At 73.5% G+C, this 17,431-nt stretch carries 15 protein-coding genes and 1 pseudogene; 6 read left to right on the forward strand and 10 right to left on the reverse strand.

Annotated elements, in window-relative coordinates; translation table 11 throughout:
* Positions 1-6: 6 nt before the first annotated feature.
* Together AC38ZX_RS15090 and AC38ZX_RS15095 are read right to left on the reverse strand one after the other, a co-directional pair.
* Entirely contained in the window at positions 7-141 is a 135-nt protein-coding gene (locus AC38ZX_RS15090; RefSeq protein ID WP_426592733.1) for a hypothetical protein, read from the reverse strand.
* Positions 142-289: 148 nt separating this feature from the next.
* A complete protein-coding gene (locus AC38ZX_RS15095; protein WP_426592734.1) occupies positions 290-655 on the reverse strand; it encodes a DUF3499 domain-containing protein in 366 nt (121 codons plus the stop codon).
* A gap of 76 nt (positions 656-731) precedes the next feature.
* Between AC38ZX_RS15095 and AC38ZX_RS15100 the strand changes: the two genes are divergently transcribed.
* Complete coding sequence (locus tag AC38ZX_RS15100; protein WP_426592735.1) at positions 732-1,229, forward strand: metallopeptidase family protein; 498 nt, start codon at positions 732-734, stop codon at positions 1,227-1,229.
* A 12-nt stretch (positions 1,230-1,241) separates the two neighbouring features.
* Entirely contained in the window at positions 1,242-2,090 is an 849-nt protein-coding gene (locus AC38ZX_RS15105; RefSeq protein ID WP_491295045.1) for a glycosyltransferase family 2 protein, read from the forward strand.
* Positions 2,091-2,114: 24 nt separating this feature from the next.
* Here the strand turns inward: AC38ZX_RS15105 and AC38ZX_RS15110 are convergent, their stop codons facing one another.
* From AC38ZX_RS15110 to AC38ZX_RS15130, 5 genes and pseudogenes are all read right to left on the reverse strand, one after another.
* A complete protein-coding gene (locus AC38ZX_RS15110; RefSeq protein ID WP_491295046.1) occupies positions 2,115-2,915 on the reverse strand; it encodes a DUF5719 family protein in 801 nt (266 codons plus the stop codon).
* Positions 2,916-2,980: 65 nt separating this feature from the next.
* Positions 2,981-3,721: pseudogene (locus AC38ZX_RS15115) on the reverse strand (DUF5719 family protein); the annotation flags it as partial.
* On the reverse strand, positions 3,718-5,394 hold the full coding sequence (locus AC38ZX_RS15120; protein WP_491295047.1) for a hypothetical protein: 1,677 nt from the start codon (positions 5,392-5,394) through the stop codon (positions 3,718-3,720). The gene AC38ZX_RS15120 and the pseudogene AC38ZX_RS15115, both read right to left, overlap by 4 nt.
* A 378-nt stretch (positions 5,395-5,772) precedes the next feature.
* Positions 5,773-6,801, reverse strand: coding sequence for a glycosyltransferase family 2 protein (locus AC38ZX_RS15125; protein WP_491295048.1), 1,029 nt, complete (start codon positions 6,799-6,801; stop codon positions 5,773-5,775).
* A 473-nt stretch (positions 6,802-7,274) separates the two neighbouring features.
* A complete protein-coding gene (locus AC38ZX_RS15130) occupies positions 7,275-7,604 on the reverse strand; it encodes a WhiB family transcriptional regulator (RefSeq protein ID WP_426592739.1) in 330 nt (109 codons plus the stop codon).
* Positions 7,605-7,827: 223 nt separating this feature from the next.
* Here AC38ZX_RS15130 and AC38ZX_RS15135 point away from each other — a divergent pair, with 223 nt between their 5' ends.
* Both AC38ZX_RS15135 and AC38ZX_RS15140 read left to right on the forward strand, forming a co-directional pair.
* Complete coding sequence (locus AC38ZX_RS15135) at positions 7,828-8,544, forward strand: TIGR03089 family protein (protein WP_491295049.1); 717 nt, start codon at positions 7,828-7,830, stop codon at positions 8,542-8,544.
* A gap of 57 nt (positions 8,545-8,601) precedes the next feature.
* A complete protein-coding gene (locus tag AC38ZX_RS15140) occupies positions 8,602-9,363 on the forward strand; it encodes a class I SAM-dependent methyltransferase (protein ID WP_491295050.1) in 762 nt (253 codons plus the stop codon).
* Here AC38ZX_RS15140 and AC38ZX_RS15145 read toward each other — a convergent pair.
* Together AC38ZX_RS15145 and AC38ZX_RS15150 are read right to left on the reverse strand one after the other, a co-directional pair.
* Positions 9,315-10,280 (reverse strand): lysylphosphatidylglycerol synthase transmembrane domain-containing protein, encoded by a 966-nt coding sequence (locus AC38ZX_RS15145; RefSeq protein ID WP_491295051.1) that lies wholly within the window; start codon positions 10,278-10,280, stop codon positions 9,315-9,317. The two genes, AC38ZX_RS15140 and AC38ZX_RS15145, sit on opposite strands and share 49 nt — an antisense overlap.
* Positions 10,277-11,401, reverse strand: coding sequence for a glycosyltransferase (locus tag AC38ZX_RS15150; RefSeq protein ID WP_491295052.1), 1,125 nt, complete (start codon positions 11,399-11,401; stop codon positions 10,277-10,279). Before AC38ZX_RS15150 ends, AC38ZX_RS15145 begins: the two co-directional genes overlap by 4 nt.
* 481 nt (positions 11,402-11,882) lie before the next feature.
* Here AC38ZX_RS15150 and AC38ZX_RS15155 point away from each other — a divergent pair, with 481 nt between their 5' ends.
* Positions 11,883-13,847, forward strand: coding sequence for a hypothetical protein (locus tag AC38ZX_RS15155; protein ID WP_491295053.1), 1,965 nt, complete (start codon positions 11,883-11,885; stop codon positions 13,845-13,847).
* A 15-nt stretch (positions 13,848-13,862) separates the two neighbouring features.
* On the opposite strand, the gene AC38ZX_RS15160 is transcribed toward AC38ZX_RS15155, so the two are convergent.
* Complete coding sequence (locus AC38ZX_RS15160; RefSeq protein ID WP_491295054.1) at positions 13,863-15,002, reverse strand: glycosyltransferase family 4 protein; 1,140 nt, start codon at positions 15,000-15,002, stop codon at positions 13,863-13,865.
* A 13-nt stretch (positions 15,003-15,015) separates the two neighbouring features.
* Here AC38ZX_RS15160 and AC38ZX_RS15165 point away from each other — a divergent pair, with 13 nt between their 5' ends.
* Positions 15,016-15,990 carry a lysylphosphatidylglycerol synthase transmembrane domain-containing protein gene (locus AC38ZX_RS15165; protein WP_426592746.1) on the forward strand — a complete coding sequence of 325 codons (975 nt, stop codon included), beginning with the start codon at positions 15,016-15,018 and terminating at the stop codon, positions 15,988-15,990.
* Positions 15,991-17,431 lie beyond the last annotated feature (1,441 nt).

Raw genomic sequence — 17,431 nt, forward strand, 5'->3', positions numbered from 1 at the left:
GGCCTGCTACTGCTCGCCGTCGCCGCCCATGACCTCGTCCCGCGACAGCGGCGTGCCGTTGCCTTCGAGCGGGAACCAGTTGCGCTGCTCGCAGGCCGGGCAGGAGACGAAGAGCACCTGCTTGCCCGACGTCAGTGCCATACGGATCCGCGTGAGCTGTGTCTCGCCGCAGCGCAGGCACGCCTCGGTTCCCGGTACCGCGGGACCATTCGGCTGACTGATCGATCCGAGCGGCTCCGACGCCTGCTGTGCCCGCGCGCGAGCCGCGTCCCCCTTGCGACGAGCCACGTCAGCCCTCACCGCGCAGCACGCGCAGATGACCGCGGCGCGGGGCCTCGGCCAGGACGGCACCGACGGCCTCGGGCAGCGGTTCCTCCTGCGGCGGCCGGCCCGCCTCGCGCACCGCGTCCGCCAGGGCAAGGAGGTCGTCCCGGCTCGGGGCCGCGGGCGTGAACTCGGGGGTGAGGCGGACGACCTCCCAGCCCCGGGGGGCCGTCAGTCGCTCCGCGTGCTCGAGGCACAGGTCGTACGAGTGGGGCTCCGCCTGCTGGGCCAGCGGCCCGAGGACGGCGGTCGAGTCGGCGTACACGTAGGTCAGCGTCGCAACCGCCGGACGGCCGCACGCCGTGCGCGTGCACTGCCTCACAGATCTCACGGGCTGACGGTACCCCTGGGTCCCGACACGCCGCGCTCCCCCACGCCGACGTCGACGGTCGATCTAGAGTTCAGGGGTGAGCCCCGCACCCCTGCCCCCCGCGCGCCGGACAGCCGGCACGGGTCGGCGCACGATGGCGCAGCCGTCGGTCGCCGTGCAGCCGGTGCGCCGCCGCGACCGGCGGGGCCGCGGACCGCGCGGACCGCTCCTGCCGAGCTCCATGCCCGCCTACCGCACCCGGGCCGAGCGGTTCGACGACCTCGTGCTCGACGCCGTCGAGCGGATCGAGCGGCACTGGGCCAAGCAGCTGTCCGGCACCGAGTTCGCCGTGGAGGACGTCCCGCCGTCCAACCCGGCTCCCTGGGAGCGCGGCGGGGTCCCGCTCGGTCGCTACTTCCCCTCGGACGCGGGGCTGCCCGCCCGCATCGTCATCTACCGTCGCCCGGTCGAGTCGCGGGCGGGAGACCCGTTCGACATGGCGGACCTCGTGCGCGACGTCGTCGTCGAGCAGGTCGCGCACCTGCTCGGCCGGTCCCCGGACGACGTGGACCCGGACTATCGCGACGGGCACTAGCCTGTCCGGACGATGAGCCCGCCTACCGTCCGTGTCGTCTGCGTCGTCTTCCACCCCGGCGACGACCTCGCGACCTTCGCCCGCACCCTGGCCACCGCGTCCGCCGAACCGGTCGAGCTGGTCATCGTCGACAACGGCACCGACCAGAGCGTCTCGCGGGCCGTCGCCGACGAGCACGGCGCACGGCTGCTGGTCACCGGCGCGAACCTGGGCTACGGCGGCGGTGCGAACGCCGGGGCCGACGGGTGCGAGGTGCCGTGGATCCTCGTCGCCAACTCCGATCTCGAGTGGGAGCCCGGTGCGCTGGACGTCCTCGTGGCCAGCGCGGATGCCGACGCCCGCACGGGGTCGGCGGGACCGGCGCTGCTGAACCCCGACGGCACGGTGTACCCGTCGGCGCGGGCCCTGCCGTCGCTGGCCCAGGGCGCCGGGCACGCGCTGTTCGTGCGGATCTGGCCCGGCAACCCGTGGACGCGGCAGTACCGGGCCGAGCAGGAGAGCGCCGGCCGTCAGCGCGCCGCGGGGTGGCTCTCAGGCGCCTGCCTCCTCGTGCGCCGGACCGCGTTCGAGGCCGTCGGCGGGTTCGACGACGGCTACTTCATGTTCTTCGAGGACGTCGACCTCGGCGAGCGCCTGGGCCGCGCGGGCTGGACCAACCTCTACGTTCCGCAGGCGCGCGTCACGCACGTGGGCGGGACGTCCTGGCGTGCGAAGCCCGCACGGATGATCTCCGCGCACCACACGAGCGCCGCACGGTACGTCGCACGCCGGTACCCGCGCTGGTACCAGTGGCCCGTGCGCCAGGCCACCGTGCTCGGGCTGCGCCTGCGCGAACGGTCGGAGCTGCGCGCAGCCGCGTAGGGCGGCGTCCCTCGCGTGGGGCGCCTAGCGGGTCCCGAGGCGCGCGTCCTCGCGGACCGGCACGTCGGGCGCCGTGTGCCCCGCGGGCACCGGGTCGAGCACCGAGAAGAGCATCCCGTCCGCCCTCGGTACCTCGGCGACGAGCGCCCAGGCGAGCGTGACGGCACCCCCGTCGACGGCCAGGTCGACGCCGAGCACGCCGGCCCGCGGCACCGGCACCGCGGCCGGGTCGGTGGGCACGACGTCGCCCGTGCCCGCCGCGAGCTCGTCGAGCGTCCAGGAGCTGGTGGTGCCGGCCGGGATGTGGATCGTCCGTTCGGCGAGCACCGCCCCGCCGGCGCCGATGAGCCGCAGGTGGCCGGTGGCCGACCCGCCGTCCGACGCGTCCGCGGCGCTGGACACGGCACCGAGCACGAGCGTGCCCTGCGTGCCCGGGGGCAGCGCGGCCGCGCCCCCACCCGGCTGCGCCGTCGCGGCCCACGCACGCTCGACGCTCGGGTGGTCGTCGAGCTCACCGATCGAGCCCGGTCGGGTCATCACGGACGACGCGAGGACCGGCTGACCCGCGTCGACGACGGCGGTGTAGGAGCCCGCCGGGAGACCGCCGAGCGGGACGTCCGTGACCTCCCCCGCGCCCAGCGCGACCGAGTCGGCGCCGGGCAGCTCGTAGACGCCGGCGGGACCGAGCAGCGTGACCTTGGCGGTCGTCGCCGTGCCGCCGGGCGCGAGGAGCCGGAGCAGCGGCGCGTCCGGGTCGTCGACGGTCGAGGCGACCACCGAGATGCCGGGCACCACCTGGCGCGTCGCCGGTGCGACGCCCGGCACGACGGCTCGGTGCCGCCGGGCGTGAAGCCGTCCAGCGCCGAGTCCTGGACGTGCGCGCCGATCCGGCCGCCCGTCGCGACGACGTGGACGCCGATCCGGCGCTGCTCCGCGGCGATGCCCCCGAGCGACACCACCCTCTCGGCGCCTGGAGCCACGAGGTACCGCTCACCGGTCAGGTCGACCACGCCGTTCGGTCCCCACACCTCGAGCGCGACCTCGGCCGGTGTCGTCCCGGGGTTGTCCAGCACGAGCCGGGCCGTGCTGGCCAGGTCCGTCGCGCCGCCGAGCAGCCACGCGTCGCCCGCCGGCAGCTGGCAGGAAGCCGCGGCCAGACCCCGCAGGTCGCCGGCGGTCACGAGCCCGCTGCCCGTGGCCGCGACCCGCGCGGGGACCTCGGTGGGCTGGACGCGCACGACGGACGGACCCGCCACGGAGGGGACCTTGATCGCGTCACCGCCGGCCTTCAAGGCCGTCCACGTGGTCGACCCGTCCAGCGGCCCGACCGTACCGGCACCGCTCGGCGACGCCGTCAGCGCCGCGAGGGTGCTGATCGGGGCGACCGGCGTCGGGTCGAACGCGGAGTCCCCACGACCCGTGTCGTCGGGCAGGATCAGCGGTCCCGGGCACACGAGCGTGGTTGCCGAGGGCGGGACGGGAACCCGTGTCGCAGCGACGGTCGAGTCGTCCGCAGCCGGGGCCCGGGTACCCGCGGCGACCACCACGACGGTGAGGCCCAGCGCCACGAGGCCGGAGGCCGCGCGGGCCGTCCGATCGAGCCAGACGCGCGAACGCGAGGTCTCCGTCATGAGCGTCCGCTCCAGGTGCGGCCGCCGCGACGCCGACGGACCGGCACCGCGAGCAGCAGGGTCACGAGCAGGACGAGCGACTGCAGGACGAGCACCGGGGTGCGGTCCGGGCTGACGTAGCCGACGACGAGGTGGCCGCCCCCGGCACCGAGGTCGAAGCTCTGCCGCCAGCCGTCCTGCACGGCCCGCAACGGCTCGCCGTCCAGCGAGGCGTGCCAGTGCGGGTCGGCCCGCTCGGCCAGAACGATCCGACGACCGGTGTCACCGGCGGCGACGGTCGTGTCGATCGCGCGGTCGGCCGAGGGCACCGCGACGGCCGCGGCCGCAGGGTCCGCGGGTAGCACCCGGGCCCAGGAGGTCACCACGTCCGGAGCCGCGATGCCCGCGCCGGGGGCCGATGCCTGGACACGCCAGAGCGTGCCCGCGGTGTTGGCGGTGACGCGTTGGAGGCCGGCCGTCGCGTCCAGCCGGCTGACCAGCTCGTCGCGTGCCGTCTGCGCCGTCGGGTTGTCGGCGGCGTCGTCGGGCAGCACGGGGACCAGGACGTCGGAGACGCCGAGCGAGCCGAGGTCGGCGGCCACGTCGCCGCTCGCCGCCGTCGCGAGCCGCGCGACGAGCGCGTCGACCTCGTGCGTCGCGGCGTCCGCCGGGCTCGCGGTGGGATCTGTCAGGTCGCCGTCGACCGTGCGGGTCCAGACCGCGGCCGCCTGGTCGACCAGCGCCGGTCCGTCGCCGCGCATGAGCTGCCAGGTCGCGGTGGGCTCGCCGCCGTCGCCGGGCACCGCGCTGACGGCGAGAACGCGCGACGCGGCCGGGGACTGCTGCGCCTGCTGACCGACGGCCGGCACGACGACCCCGTCCTGCGTGTGCAGGGCGACCGCGTCCCCGGTCCGGGCCTGCCAGGTCCACGTGCCCAGCCAGAGCACCGGCACCACGACGGCGACGGCCGTGAGCAGGGCCGCGAGCAGCTGGCGGACGCCGAAGGAGTAGTGCCCGAGGCGCTCGCGCAGCCGGTCCGTGCCGATGAGCGCCGCGGTGAGCAGACCGGCACCCGCGAGCGAGAGGGCCGGGCCGGCCCAGCCCCGGACGAGGGACCCGTCGGACACCGCGACGGGGACCGCCACGACGACGGTCGCGGTGGCGAGCCCGAGGACGGCGACCATCCACGCGCCGCGGACCGCGCGCGCCACCGGTGCGCCGCGCAGGAGCGCAAGCACGGCGAGGGCCAGCACCACCGCACCGAGCGCGAGCGGCAGGACGGTGGCGACCCCTGCGGGAAGCCCGGTGCCGACGAGCGAGGCGGGGTCGGCGGGGACGCCCAGCAGGCGGCTGAGCGGGTCCGCCGCCTGCGACGCCGCGGGCAGCCCGGGGTCGGCGACGAGGAGGCGCCAGCCGGGCAGGCCGCGTCGGGCCGCCTCGAGCAGCGCGGGGGCGAGCAGGACGACCGCCGGGACGGCTGCGAGCAGGACGCGACCGCGGCGCCGAGGGGCGCACAGCGCGACGACACAGAGCGCCAGGACGCCGGGGACCAGCAGCACGGGCGCACCCGCGACGACGACGGCGAACGCGAGCGCCGCACCGGCAGCGGCGGCGATCGAGCCCGTCGGGTCGGGGGCACCTACCCGGGCGTCGAGGGGGAGCCACCGGGGTCTGCCCGGAGTCGGTCGCCTCACGGGGGGCAGGGACCTCGGCGGCGAGCGCGGGACCGTCCGGATCGAGGTCCTCGTCGTCCGCACGTCGTGCCGTCGCGATCCCCGACAGCACCTGGTCGACCCGCTGCACCCCGACCGCACGGGCGAGGCCGAGGCCCACCCACGGCAGCATCACGTGCGCGACCACGGCACCGAGCCGGCCCGACCCGAGACCGAGCAGCAGCGCCGGAGCGGCCGCCCAGACCACCGCCGCCCACGCGCGCACGCCGACGGAGCGGGTGACCGCGCCCGCTGCGGCCCAGGCGCCGACGCCGGCGAGCAGGACGGAACCGAGCAGCAGCAGACCCACGGCGGCCGCCGAAGACCCGCCGGTGGCCGCCGTCGGTGCCACCACGACGGTCAGCAGCGCGTCGGCCGGGCCGGGCGTGCCGAGGCCGCCGGACACCCAGCCGGACGTCGCGGCGCTCCAGAAGCTCGCCGAGCCGGGCGGAGGTCGGCAGGAGCGCAGCGCCGACGAGCCGCGCGCCGCCGGCCACCGGGGCGACCAGCGAGCCGAGGGCCACGGCCGAGACGATCGCGAGCCCGCCGACCAGGACGGCCAGGGTCGTGCGGCGCTTGGTGGCCAGGGCTGCGAGCCCCCGGCTTCGAGCCGCTGGGCGCCTGGACGACGCGCCGGACCTCGGCCCGCGCCAGGCGTCGGTCGCGCGACTGGGCCCACACGTCGCGAAAGCCGGCCTGCAGCGGGCGCAGCGCACGCCGGGGCAGCCGGCGGGTGCGCGTGGCGCGGGCCCGGGCACGGACCACGCCGGCCGGACGCAGGACCGCGACGACGGCGGACCGCAGCTCGTCGACCGCGAGTCCCGGCTGCTTGGCCGCCAGCTGCCACAGCGAGCGCACGAGCGCGCCGGCCAGCGCGAGGACCGCGACGACGGGCACGAGCAGCATGGGCGCGGCGACGAGCCGGCTGTGCACGAGCGCGCGTCGGCGGGCGTCGAACGAGCGGCGCGGGTCGGCGGCGTCGTCCTCGCCGTCCCCGTCGAGATCGGTCGGCGGGGTCGACGGGTCGTCCCGCAGACCGAGGTAGCCCGCCTGCGCGTGCCGCACCACGGCCGAGGGCACGACGATGACGCGGTGGCCGGCCAGGCGCGCGCGCCGCGACAGGTCGAAGCCGTCGCCGAACGGCCCGAGCAGCGGGTCCGTGCCGCGCAGGTCGTCCCAGACGTCGCGCCGGACCAGGGCGCCGGCCAGACCGACCCCGAGGACGTCGTCGCGACCGTCGTGCTGCCCCTGGTCGAGCTCGCCCGGCTCGACGTCGGTCATGCGGCGACCGGAGCGGGACGTGCGCAGGCCGACCTCGAGCAGCCGCTCGGGATCCGTCCACGTGCGCTGCTTGACGCCGGCGACCGCCACGGACGGCGCGCGACCCACGGCTCGGACGCTCGGCCAGGGCAGTCTCCGCCGGCGCGCTGTCGTCGTGCAGGAGCCACAGCCAGCTGGTGGTGGGTCCGACCTCGCTCGCGAGCGCGCGTCGCACGGCATGCCCGAACGTGCGGGCGTCGGGCACGTGGACGAGGTGGAGGGAGGGAGTCGGACCGCCCGCAGTCTCGGTTTCGAACGCGCGGTGGAACGCGGGGGCGACGGTCTCGTCGGGCACCCGTGAGACGTCGACGAGGAAGACCCGCAGCGGCCGACGCGTCTGCGCCGCGAGCGCGGCGAGGGTCGTCTCGAGATACCGGGTGCTGCCGTGGGTGACGACGACCGCGGACACCGGCGTCGTCACCGGTGTGGCGGAGGTGGCCGTGGGAACGTCCACGGGCTGGAGCGTGTCAGTCATGCTCGGAACATGGTGCGGCAGCGCCCGCGCGAGCCCGGGAGCGACACGCCCCGAGAACCTGTGAACGTCAGACGACACGCCGCTTGAGCTTGCGCCGCTCGCGCTCCGACAGGCCGCCCCAGATGCCGAAGCGCTCGTCGTTCTGCAGGGCGTACTCGAGGCACTCGGAGCGCACGTCGCAGCCCGTGCACACCTTCTTGGCCTCGCGGGTGGAGCCGCCCTTCTCAGGGAAGAAGGCCTCCGGGTCGGTCTGGGCGCACAGCGCGCGCTCCTGCCATCCCATCGGCCCCTCGTCCTCGAGGGCACCGAAGATCGGCAGCACGTTGGAGGCCTGCGTCTGTGCAGCCCTGCGTGCGTCCGTCGGGAAGATCTCGTCGTTGTCGAGCAGATTCCACATGCGTGCCTCCGTGCGGGTCTTCTGGTGCTGGGTGCTGCTGTGGATGGGTGAGGCCGTGACGACGTTCTCTGCTGTGAGCAAGATGTGCTGCAGGTGAATCCGTTCTATGGAATTACACGCGTGTCGTTCGCGTTGGTCAAGCGGGGAAATGGTATTTGCCCGGTTCTGTCGGGTGAACTTGGGCGATCCCGGCTCCCCGGGCGTGTCGCCGTAGGGTTGCGGCGTGCCTCCGACGACCATCGCCGACCTCCTCGCCCTGCTCACAGCGGAGCCCGGTCGGCCCCGGATCACCTGGTACGGCGACGGCGGCGAGCGCGTCGAGCTGTCGGGTGCCGTGCTCGTGAACTGGGTCAACAAGACGGCGAACCTGCTCGTCGAGGAGTTCGACGCCGGACCCGGTGCTCGGATCGGTCTGCACCTGCCGATGCACTGGCGCAGCCTCGTGTGGGCGCTCGCGGCATGGCGACTCGGTGCATGCGTCGTGCTCGACTCGCGAACGGCCCTCGATGCGCTGGTGACGAACCAGCCCCCGAGACGCATGACCGTGCCGACGGTCGCCGTTGCACTCGCCGGCCTCGCACGCCGGTTCGACGACGAGCTTCCCGCAGGCGCGATCGATGCCGCATCTGCCGTGATGACCTACGGCGACGTGCTCGGCTGGTCGCCACCTCTGGACCCGCTTGCCGATGCTCTCGACGACGGCACCGCGCAGATCCGTCACATCGACCTGATGCCCGCCCTCGCTGACTCCGGCCGCACGCTGCTCGCGGCCGTGCCGGCGCTGACCATCGTCAGCATGGCGCAGAGCCTGAGAGTCCTTGCCGGCGACGGATCGCTGGTGCTCGTCGACGTTCCGACGGCCGCCGCACTACGTGCCGACCCGTCACGACGGGCGCGGCTCGTGCAGTCCGAGCTGGTCACAGCCGACCTGCTCGGCTGACCGTCCGCGGGCGCGCTGGAGGCGGACCGCCGCCGACGTGGTGCAGACTCTGTAGCCGTGCCCGCTCCGATCGTGCTCTTGCCCGTGCCCCCGCTCACCTGGTGGGGTGCCATGCGCTGGGGAGCAGTCCAGCCCCTCCTGCCCAGCAGCCCGTCAACCGTCGTCGCCGAGTTCGGCTGCGGTCAGGGGTCGTTCGGCGCACGCCTCTCCGGGATGTACTCCGCCTACGTAGCGGTCGAGCCGTCCGAGTCGTCCGCGAAGATCGCCGCCGCGCGGGTCGCGGACACCGGCGGGGTGGTGGTGCCCGCATGGGACGACCCTCGTAACCCGCACGCCGATCACACAGCCGACCTCCTCGTGGCGTTCGAGGTCCTGGAGCACCTCCAGCACGACGCTGAGATCCTGCGGTCGTGGCTGCGCGCGGCGCGGCCCGGCGCGCACGTCGTCGTCTCGGTCCCCGCCGAGCCCGAGCGCTTCGGGCCGTGGGACGAGAACGTCGGGCACTACCGGCGCTACTCGGTGGGTGACCTCACCGACACGCTCCGGTCTGCGGGCCTCGTCCAGGCGCGCGCCCACCACTACGGCTACCCGTTCGGTTACGCGCTCGAAGCGGCGCGCAACACGATCGCGCGACGTCGTCCGGTGGACACGGGGGCGGTCGCCATGGCGGACCGCACCGAGGGTTCGGGTCGGTTGCGTCAGCCGGCGTCGCTCCGCGTCGGTGACCTGCGCTGGCATGCGACGGCACCGTTCCGCGCGTGGCAGACGCACTACCCGACGCGTGGACCCGGGCTCGTCGGCTGGGCAATAGTTCCGTGAGCTGATCCCCGCCGGCGACCGAGCACCAGCGCCGTTCCGCCCAGCATCAGGTCAGAAGCGGTCAGGGCGACCCGGCTCACGAGCACCACCACGAGGATGGCGTCACGGTCGACGTGCCCGGACAGCAGCAACGCGAGCACGAGCTCTCGTGCGCCGACTCCCGCCGGGACGAAGATGATGACGAACCCCACGGTCCACGCCAGGGCGTACGCGCCGGTCGCCAGCAGATAGGTGTCGATGCCCGGCGGCAGGCCGACGGCACGTGCGAGCAGCCAGACCTGCAGGCCGACCACGAGCCAGCCCGCGACGGACCACATGGTCGCTCTGAGCGTCCCGCGCACCGTCAGCGGGTGCTCGAGCGGTTCGCGGCGCGCCAGCCTGAGCGCGACCGTCAGGATCCGGTTCAGCACGGGTGGCGACAGAACCAGCAGCGAGACCGCCAGTGCTGCCCACACCCAGCGCTCGTCGATCCCGGTCGGCCCCGCGAGCAGCAGGGCGGGAACCGCCACCGCCAGGCCGGACACGATCGCGACGAGGACCGAGACCACCATGGCGCTCAGGGAACGCCTCCGCGGGATCCGCTGGTCGGCACCGAGCTCGGTGGCTGCGACGATGTTCCAGATGCCGCCCGGCACGTACTTGCCGAGCTGGCTGATGAAGTAGATGGTCGATGCCGGCCGTATCGGGACGTCGGAGCCGAGGTCGGCGAGGACCGCGCGCCACGAGAACAGGGTGAGCAGTCCGTTGACGACGGCGAGCGCGACGCAGCCGACCAGCAGGGACGCCGAGATGGAGGTCAGCGCGCTCTGGACGTCAGCCCACTCATGCACCACCGCGAAGGTGGCAGCCCCGAGCGCGACGACGACGAATCCGACCCGTAGCCATCGCGAGCGCAGCAGGGCGATCACGTGATTCACAAGCCACCGACCAGGACCGCGTCGAGGGGACCGACGCAGGAGGCCGCCGACATGGTCGACCGAGCGTGCGCGACCGACCGCGCGGCCATGTCACGCCGCCGAGCGGGGTCGAGCGCGAGCGCCCGCAGCGCCGCCGCCAGCGCCACGGCATCGCCTGGCGGCACGAAGACCGCGGTGTCGCCGAGGGTCCGTCGCTGCGGGGCGGTGTCACCGGTCACGACGACGCACCCGGCGGCCGCGCCCTGGAACGCCTTGTTCGGCACGACCGACAACGCCTTACGACTTGTGCCGAAGATCCCTAGGCACACGTCGTGGGCAGCGACCAGGGCGGGCAGCTCGTCGGGGGCCACCCACGACACTCGCGTCACGCCTGGTACTCCCACGAGGACCTCGTCCACCTCGGACTCGTCCTGACCCGTGCCCACGACCGTCGCCTCGACCAGCCCGTCGAGCAGGCGCAGGGCCTCGGCGATCACGGGAGTGCCCTGCAGCGGCGTGAACAGCCCGTAGAAGACCACCGACATCGGAGAGTCCGCGGTCACCCGCGGCACGTGCGCCGCATCGAACCACCTCGCGTCTGCGCCGACCGGGACGACGAGAGCGCGCTCCTGGACAGCCTCGGGCAGCGCCGCCAGGTGCTCTTGCGTGTCGACGACGACCAGGTCGGCCCGTCGCAAGGCGAAGGCGTCGAGCCCGACGAGCAGCCGACGCTTGAGACGGCCGCCAACCCCCCGGTCGTCGGCCGTCGTCGCACCGGAGATCAGGAAGTCCAGAACCACGGGCGCCGGGCGCATCAGCCGGCGCACCGCAGCGATGTCGAAGTGCCCGAGATGGCCGACGAGCACCGCTGTCGGCCGGGGTCCATGACGCCGGCGGGCACGCAGCGACGGGGCGAGCCGCCACCACGCGGAAGCGAGTGCCACGACGAGCCGCGGCAGCAGCTGCGGCCTCCGCAGCATCTCGACGCGCTGGGCGGTGTCCAGCCGCAGCGGCTCGACGATCTCGTCGACGTCCCAGCCTCGCTCACGCAGGCCTTCGACGATGACCCCGATGCGGGGATGGACGCCCGCGTCGTAGGTGCCGGTCGCGACGATCGTGCCGCGACCACCTGGGCCGTCCATCAGACCTCCACCCCGAGGTCGGGAGCCTGCGTGCACTTCGTCATGTCCGTCCTCGCCACGTCGCCTGCTGCATCGGCGTGGCCGCCGGGAGGCTCACCGATGCTACCCGGGACGCCTGGCCCGACCCCTATGGGTCGCCGTCGGTGCTGCATGAAGGCCTTGATGACCATCCTTCCCTTGTCGGTGCGTCGCCGGTGCTGCTGGCGCGCCCGTCTCGAGGCTGCACGATGGCAGGCGCCCGCTGTACGTCCTCGTCGCCGGCTGAGCGATGCCCGGCCGCCCGTCACGCTCGACGGTGACACGAGATTCGGCAGGTAAGGTCGCCTACCGTGAACGGACCGACGACGAAGCTGCAGTTGTGAGCCCGGTAGGCGCGCGTTCGGCCGTCGTTGTTCCGCCGTCCCGATCGTCCCGGCAACGCCGTCCTTCGCCAGGCGATCGGGCCCGCACGGCAGCTGTCGCCCTTCCCGACCGGCTCGTCATGCTCATGTTCTGGTGCTCGGTGGTCGTCGCGCCGACCGTGCTGGCCTCCCAGTTCCGTCCGGTCGTCGTCCTCCCTCTCCTGGCGGTGGTGGTCGCATCGACGTGGCGGTTCATGCCCGCCGCTCTGCCCACCACCCGCGCGTCCGTCGTCTCGTCGTCGGTCGCCGTCGCGGGGTCCGCCCTCTGGCTCGTTGCGAACCTCCCGTTCGCCTCCCGGTACGTGACAGCGACACGCGACCCCGGCGTCCTCACGCTCGAGGGGTTGTGGCTCAGCGCTCACCCTGCACCGGACATCTCGGTCGGTTCCGCGATCGACGTCCAGCACGTAGTACCCGGGCTCTCTGCGTCGACCGGCGACCCGCTGTCGGGCCCGTTGCAGGTGCAGGGCGCCAAGCTTGTGCCCGGGATGCTCGGACTTGCTGGTTGGGTCGGCGGCGACCAGGCCGTGCTGGCAGCCAACCTGGTCATCGGAGCAGTCGCACTCCTGGCCGTGTTCGCGCTCGCCCGCCGGCTGGTCCGGCCCGCGGTGGCGCTCGTCCCGCTCGCAGCGTTGGCCGTGTCGATCCCGATGATGGTGTTCTCGCGCGCGGCGTACACCGAGCCGCTCACGCTTGTCTTGGTGATCGGCGGCGTCACCATGGCGTGGTCGGCGATCGAGACGCGCACGTGGTGGCGATACCTGCTCGCCGGCGCGATGATCGGGGGCACCGCCCTCGTGCGGATCGACGGCGCGGCCTCTGTGATCGGTCTGATCGGTGGCCTGGGACTGACGGCGGCCGCAGCCCTCGGCCCACGGGTGCGTCGCAGACAGGTCGGGGCCACGGGGATCGTCATCGGCGCTGCTCTGGCGATGGTGGCGATCGGCTACCTGGACCTCCGTCTCCACAGCCCGTCGTATCTCGTCTCCCTCTCCCACCAGTTCACGGCGCTCATGGCCGCCCTCGCCGGCACGGTGATCCTCGTGATCGTGCTGGGCACCCTCCGCTCGCTCGACCCTCTGCGCCGCTGGGTGCTCACCCGCCGACGCGGGCTCGCCGCGGCCGCCGTCGTTGGCGTCGGGGTCGTGGCAGCCTTCTTCGCGAGCCGGCCGCTGTGGCTCGTCAACCGACGCATCCCCGCGGGTTCGCCGTACGCCTCGGTGGTGGGCGCCCTCCAGGAGATGGACCATCTGCCGCTCGATCCCACGCGCAGCTACGACGAGTACTCGCTCTCGTGGCACGGCATGTACTACGGCTGGCCCATGGTGGTCCTCGCGGTGGTGGGGCTGTCGCTGATCACTTACCGCCTCGTGGCGCGGCGCGATCCGCGGCTCGCGCTCGTGCTCGGCGTCGTGGTCGCCCCGTCACTGCTCTATCTCTGGGACATCGCCATCACACCGGACCAGACCTGGGCCATGCGACGGTTCCTTCCCGTCACCATTCCCGGACTGCTCATCGCGTCGGCGGTCGTCGTCGACACGCTCTGGGCGCAGCGCTCGCGGGTCCTGCGTGCGCTCGCGGTCGCCGGAGGCGTCGTCGTCGCGGCTTTCCCGATCCTGACCTGGAGCCCGGTGCTCACAACGGTCGAGCAGGGGGGACGGCTCGGCGAGATGAACACCGTGTGCGCAGCCGTGGGGGATGGCCCCGTCGTCTACATGGCTGTCGGCGCGGGGTCGCCGCCGTACCTCACCACGCTCCGCAGCGGATGTGACGTGGACGTCGTTCAGGCGAACGTGCCACTGACGGCGTCCGACCTCGCGGCCATCAAGGCAGCGTGGGGCGACAACGACGTCAAGGTCGTCACCTTCACGCCCGACTCCGTGCCGTGGGCCGGCGGCACCGCGCCTGTACCGCTGCGGACGACGACGATCAGCTGGTGGGAGAACCCTCTGCAACGGATCCCTCAGCGTGACGTCGAGTCGACCTCGCGGCTATGGGTAGGCAGGATCGGCCCGGACGGCACCTTGACCCCGGTCGAAGGCTGATCCCGACGACGGCTGCTAAACGCTCGGCGACCTGACACCGAGGACCTGACGCAGCTCGGCGCCCATGCGGTCGCGGCCATAGAGGCGTCTGCACCCGTCGGCGTACTGCGCGGCCAACGAGGCCAGCCGGTCGCCCTCGAAGAGCCCACCGATCCGACGCACCCATGCGCCGGCGTCCTGTGCGGCCACGACGATGCCCGTCTCCCCGTCGACCACCGCGTCGCGCAGACCCTCGAGGTCTGCTGCGACGACCAGGGCCCCGCGCATCGAAGCCTCGATGGCGACCAGGCCGAAGCCCTCCATGTCCCCCGCGACGGGGATGTTGGGCTGGGCGAAGATGTCACACCCACGCAGCAGGAACTCGCGGTCGGCGTCGTCAACTGCGCCGAGCAGCCGGACGCGGCGCGGGTCCGCGAGCGCCGCCCTCGCGTCGACCACCTGTGCCCGGTCGTCCCCGTCCCCGGCCACGACGTACACGCACCGCTCCGGCAGCCCAGGAAGGACCTCGCGGACGAACCACGCCACGCCCTTGCGGCGCACGAGCCGGCCCAGCGTGGCGATCACGACGGTCTCGTCGTCGATACCGAGACGCTTGCGCAGCTCGCGGCGCGCCTCTTCGCGGTCGGCCTCCGGGGGTTCCTCGACACCCAGCCGTACGACCTGGACCCGGTTGTCGGGTACACCGACCGCGATGGCCGTGCCGGCGGTGGCCTGGCTGATGGCGACGACCAGGTCCGCGGAGGGCAGCCAACGCCGCACCAACCACTGGTACGGGCGTGGTGGCCAGACCACGTCCTTGCCCATCGCCATCGTCGCCAGTCGTGCGCGCCCGGTCCGAGCGAACGCCCGCAGCGTCAGGAACGTCAGCACATCGCCCGTCAGCACGAGGTCGACCTCGCGACGACGCGCAGCCCGTCGGGCCGAGACGGCGGCCCGGACCAGGAACCACGGCAGCCCCCGGTTGGACCCGCGGTGGGCGATCAGGCGGGCGTCCCCACCGTCGAGCGCGTGCCACACGTCAACGGCGAGGGTCTCCATCCCGCCGACCGACGGCGGGAACTTCCTCGTCACGAAGAGCACGCGGGGCATGGTGCGGACAGTACAGGCGTCGGCAGTGGGACCGACGACCGTGGCCAGGGCTCCCGTTGCGCTCACCTACGATCGTCGGGTGCCGCCCGCCCCTGATCAGCCGACCCCTCGACGCATCCGTGCACGGTGGGTCAAGCTGCTCGGGACCTTGATCGTCGTCGGCTTCGTGGTGGTCTTCGTCGCCGGTGAATGGTCAGACATCCTCGACGCCGTGCACCGGCTGGATGCCGCGAGCATCGTGGGGGCGTTCGCGTTCGTGCTGGTCGGGCTGTTCGCGGCGGCACTCTCCTGGAGATCGGTGCTGGCGGGGATGGGGTCACCGCTGCCGGTGACGGCCGCCGCTCGCGTGTACTTCCTCAGTCAGCTGGGCAAGTACATCCCGGGAAGCATCTGGCCGGTGCTCGCGCAGACAGAGCTGTCGACGGAGTACGGCGTCCCGCGAGTCCGGGCCGGGTCAGCCGCGCTCACGCAGCTGGTGGTCGGGCTCGTCGTCGGGATCGCGGTCGCGGGCGCGACCCTGTCGGTCGCCTCAGCTGATGCCCTGCGCGCGTACTGGTGGCTCCTGTTCGTGGCGGTCGCCGGCATCGTCATGCTCGTCCCCGCAGTGTTCAACCGCGTCATGGTCCTGGCGCGCCGGGTGCTGCGCCGGCCGGGTGGCGACGAGATATCGGGCCGGACCCTGCTGCGGTCGGCGGCCTGGGCACTCGTGATGTGGGTCACGTTCGGCGCGCACCTGTGGTGCCTCGCGGCGGGTTCCGGCGTCTCGTCCGCGAACCTCGGCCTGCTCACCACGGGGGCATACGCGCTGGCCTGGGTCGTGGGATTCGTCATCGTCTTCCTGCCCGCCGGGGCCGGAGCGCGCGAGGCGGCGTTGGTACTGGCCATGGCGCCCGTGATGGACAGGTCGACGGCGCTCGCCCTGGCCCTCGTCAGCCGTGCGCTGATGATCGTCGGCGACTTCCTGTGCGCCGGCGTCGCGGTGCTGGCGGACAAGCGGCACCGCGCGACGACGGCTCGGCGGGCACCCGGCGCAGTCCTCGGCGATGATCGGTGAGCCGTCGGGGCCGACAGATCGCGCGGATAGGGTCGCGAGTGACGAGCAGCCGACGAGAGACGAGACACGGCACGTGAACCCTTCGCGTACGAGCACCGCCGAGCCGCGACGGCTCGCGAGCCCGCCCGCGCCCGGCCAGAGCGAGCCGACCCGGTGGGCCAGGGTCGTCGTGGGTCTGCCGGACCGCATCGTCATGCTGCTCTTCTGGACCTCGCTGGTGGTCGCGGTGTGCGTGCTGTGCTCGCAGTTCCGCCCCGTCGTCGTGCTTCCACTGCTCGCGGTGGTCGTCTTCTCGACCTGGCGGTTCACCCCGGCGGTCCTGCCTGCGACCCGTAGTCACCTGGTGTCGTCCTTCGCCGCGCTCGGTGCGGTCGTGGTGTGGCTCGGTGTCAACATCCCGTTCGCATCGACGTTCATCATCGTGTCGCGCGACCCAGGCTTCCTCACGCTGGAGGGCATGTGGCTCTCCGGGCACCCCTCACCGAGCATCCCCGTCGGCGCAGCCGTAACCGTCCAGAACGCGGTCCCCGGACTCTCTGCAGCCACGGGCGCCTACGACCTGGTGGGCGGATCGCTGCAGGTCCAGGGCGCCAAGCTGCTGCCGGGGATGCTGGGACTGGCCGGTTGGGTCGGGGGTGAGCCGGCCCTGCTGCGGGCGAACCTGGTCATCGGCGCGGTCGCCCTCCTGGCCGTCTTCACGCTCGCGCGGCGGATCGTCCGGCCGACGTTCGCCCTGGTCCCTGTGGTCGCCCTCGCGCTCTCGATGCCGATGGTCGTCTTCTCACGCGCGCCCTACACCGAGCCCCTCGTGCTGGCGCTCCTCTTCGGCGGCCTGACCATGACGTGGTCGGCCATCGAGACCCGTTCGTCGGCCCGCTACGTGATCGCCGGCCTGATGATCGGCGCGACCGCCCTCGTGCGCATCGACGGCGCGGCCTCTGTGGTCGGCCTCGTGGCCGGCATCGGCCTGACCGCGGCGGCGGCCGTCCCGCCACGGACGCGGCGGCGTCAGCTCATCGCCCTGGGCCTGGTCGCCTCGGCCGCGGTGGTGATGGTGCTGCTCGGCTACCTGGACCTGCGTCTCAACAGCAAGGCCTACCTCCACGAGCACGTCAAGCAGTTCTCGTCGCTCATCGGCGCGCTCGTCCTCGCCGCGCTCGGTGTCGTCCTCCTGGGCACGCTCGCCCGGCTCGACCCCGCACGCCGCTGGGTGCTGGCGAACAAGCGCAGGCTCGCGTCCTACGCCGCAGCGGCCGTGGTCGTCGTCGCGCTCTTCCTGGCAAGCCGGCCGCTCTGGATGGTGAACCACCACGTCCCGGCCCACACCGGGTACTCCGAGCACGTCGCCGTGCTCCAGGAGGCCGCCGGCATGCCGATCAGCCCGACGCGCAGCTACGACGAGTCCTCCCTGTCGTGGCACGCGTGGTACTACGGCTGGCCG

It is taken from the genome of Cellulomonas sp. McL0606 (assembly GCF_058248365.1).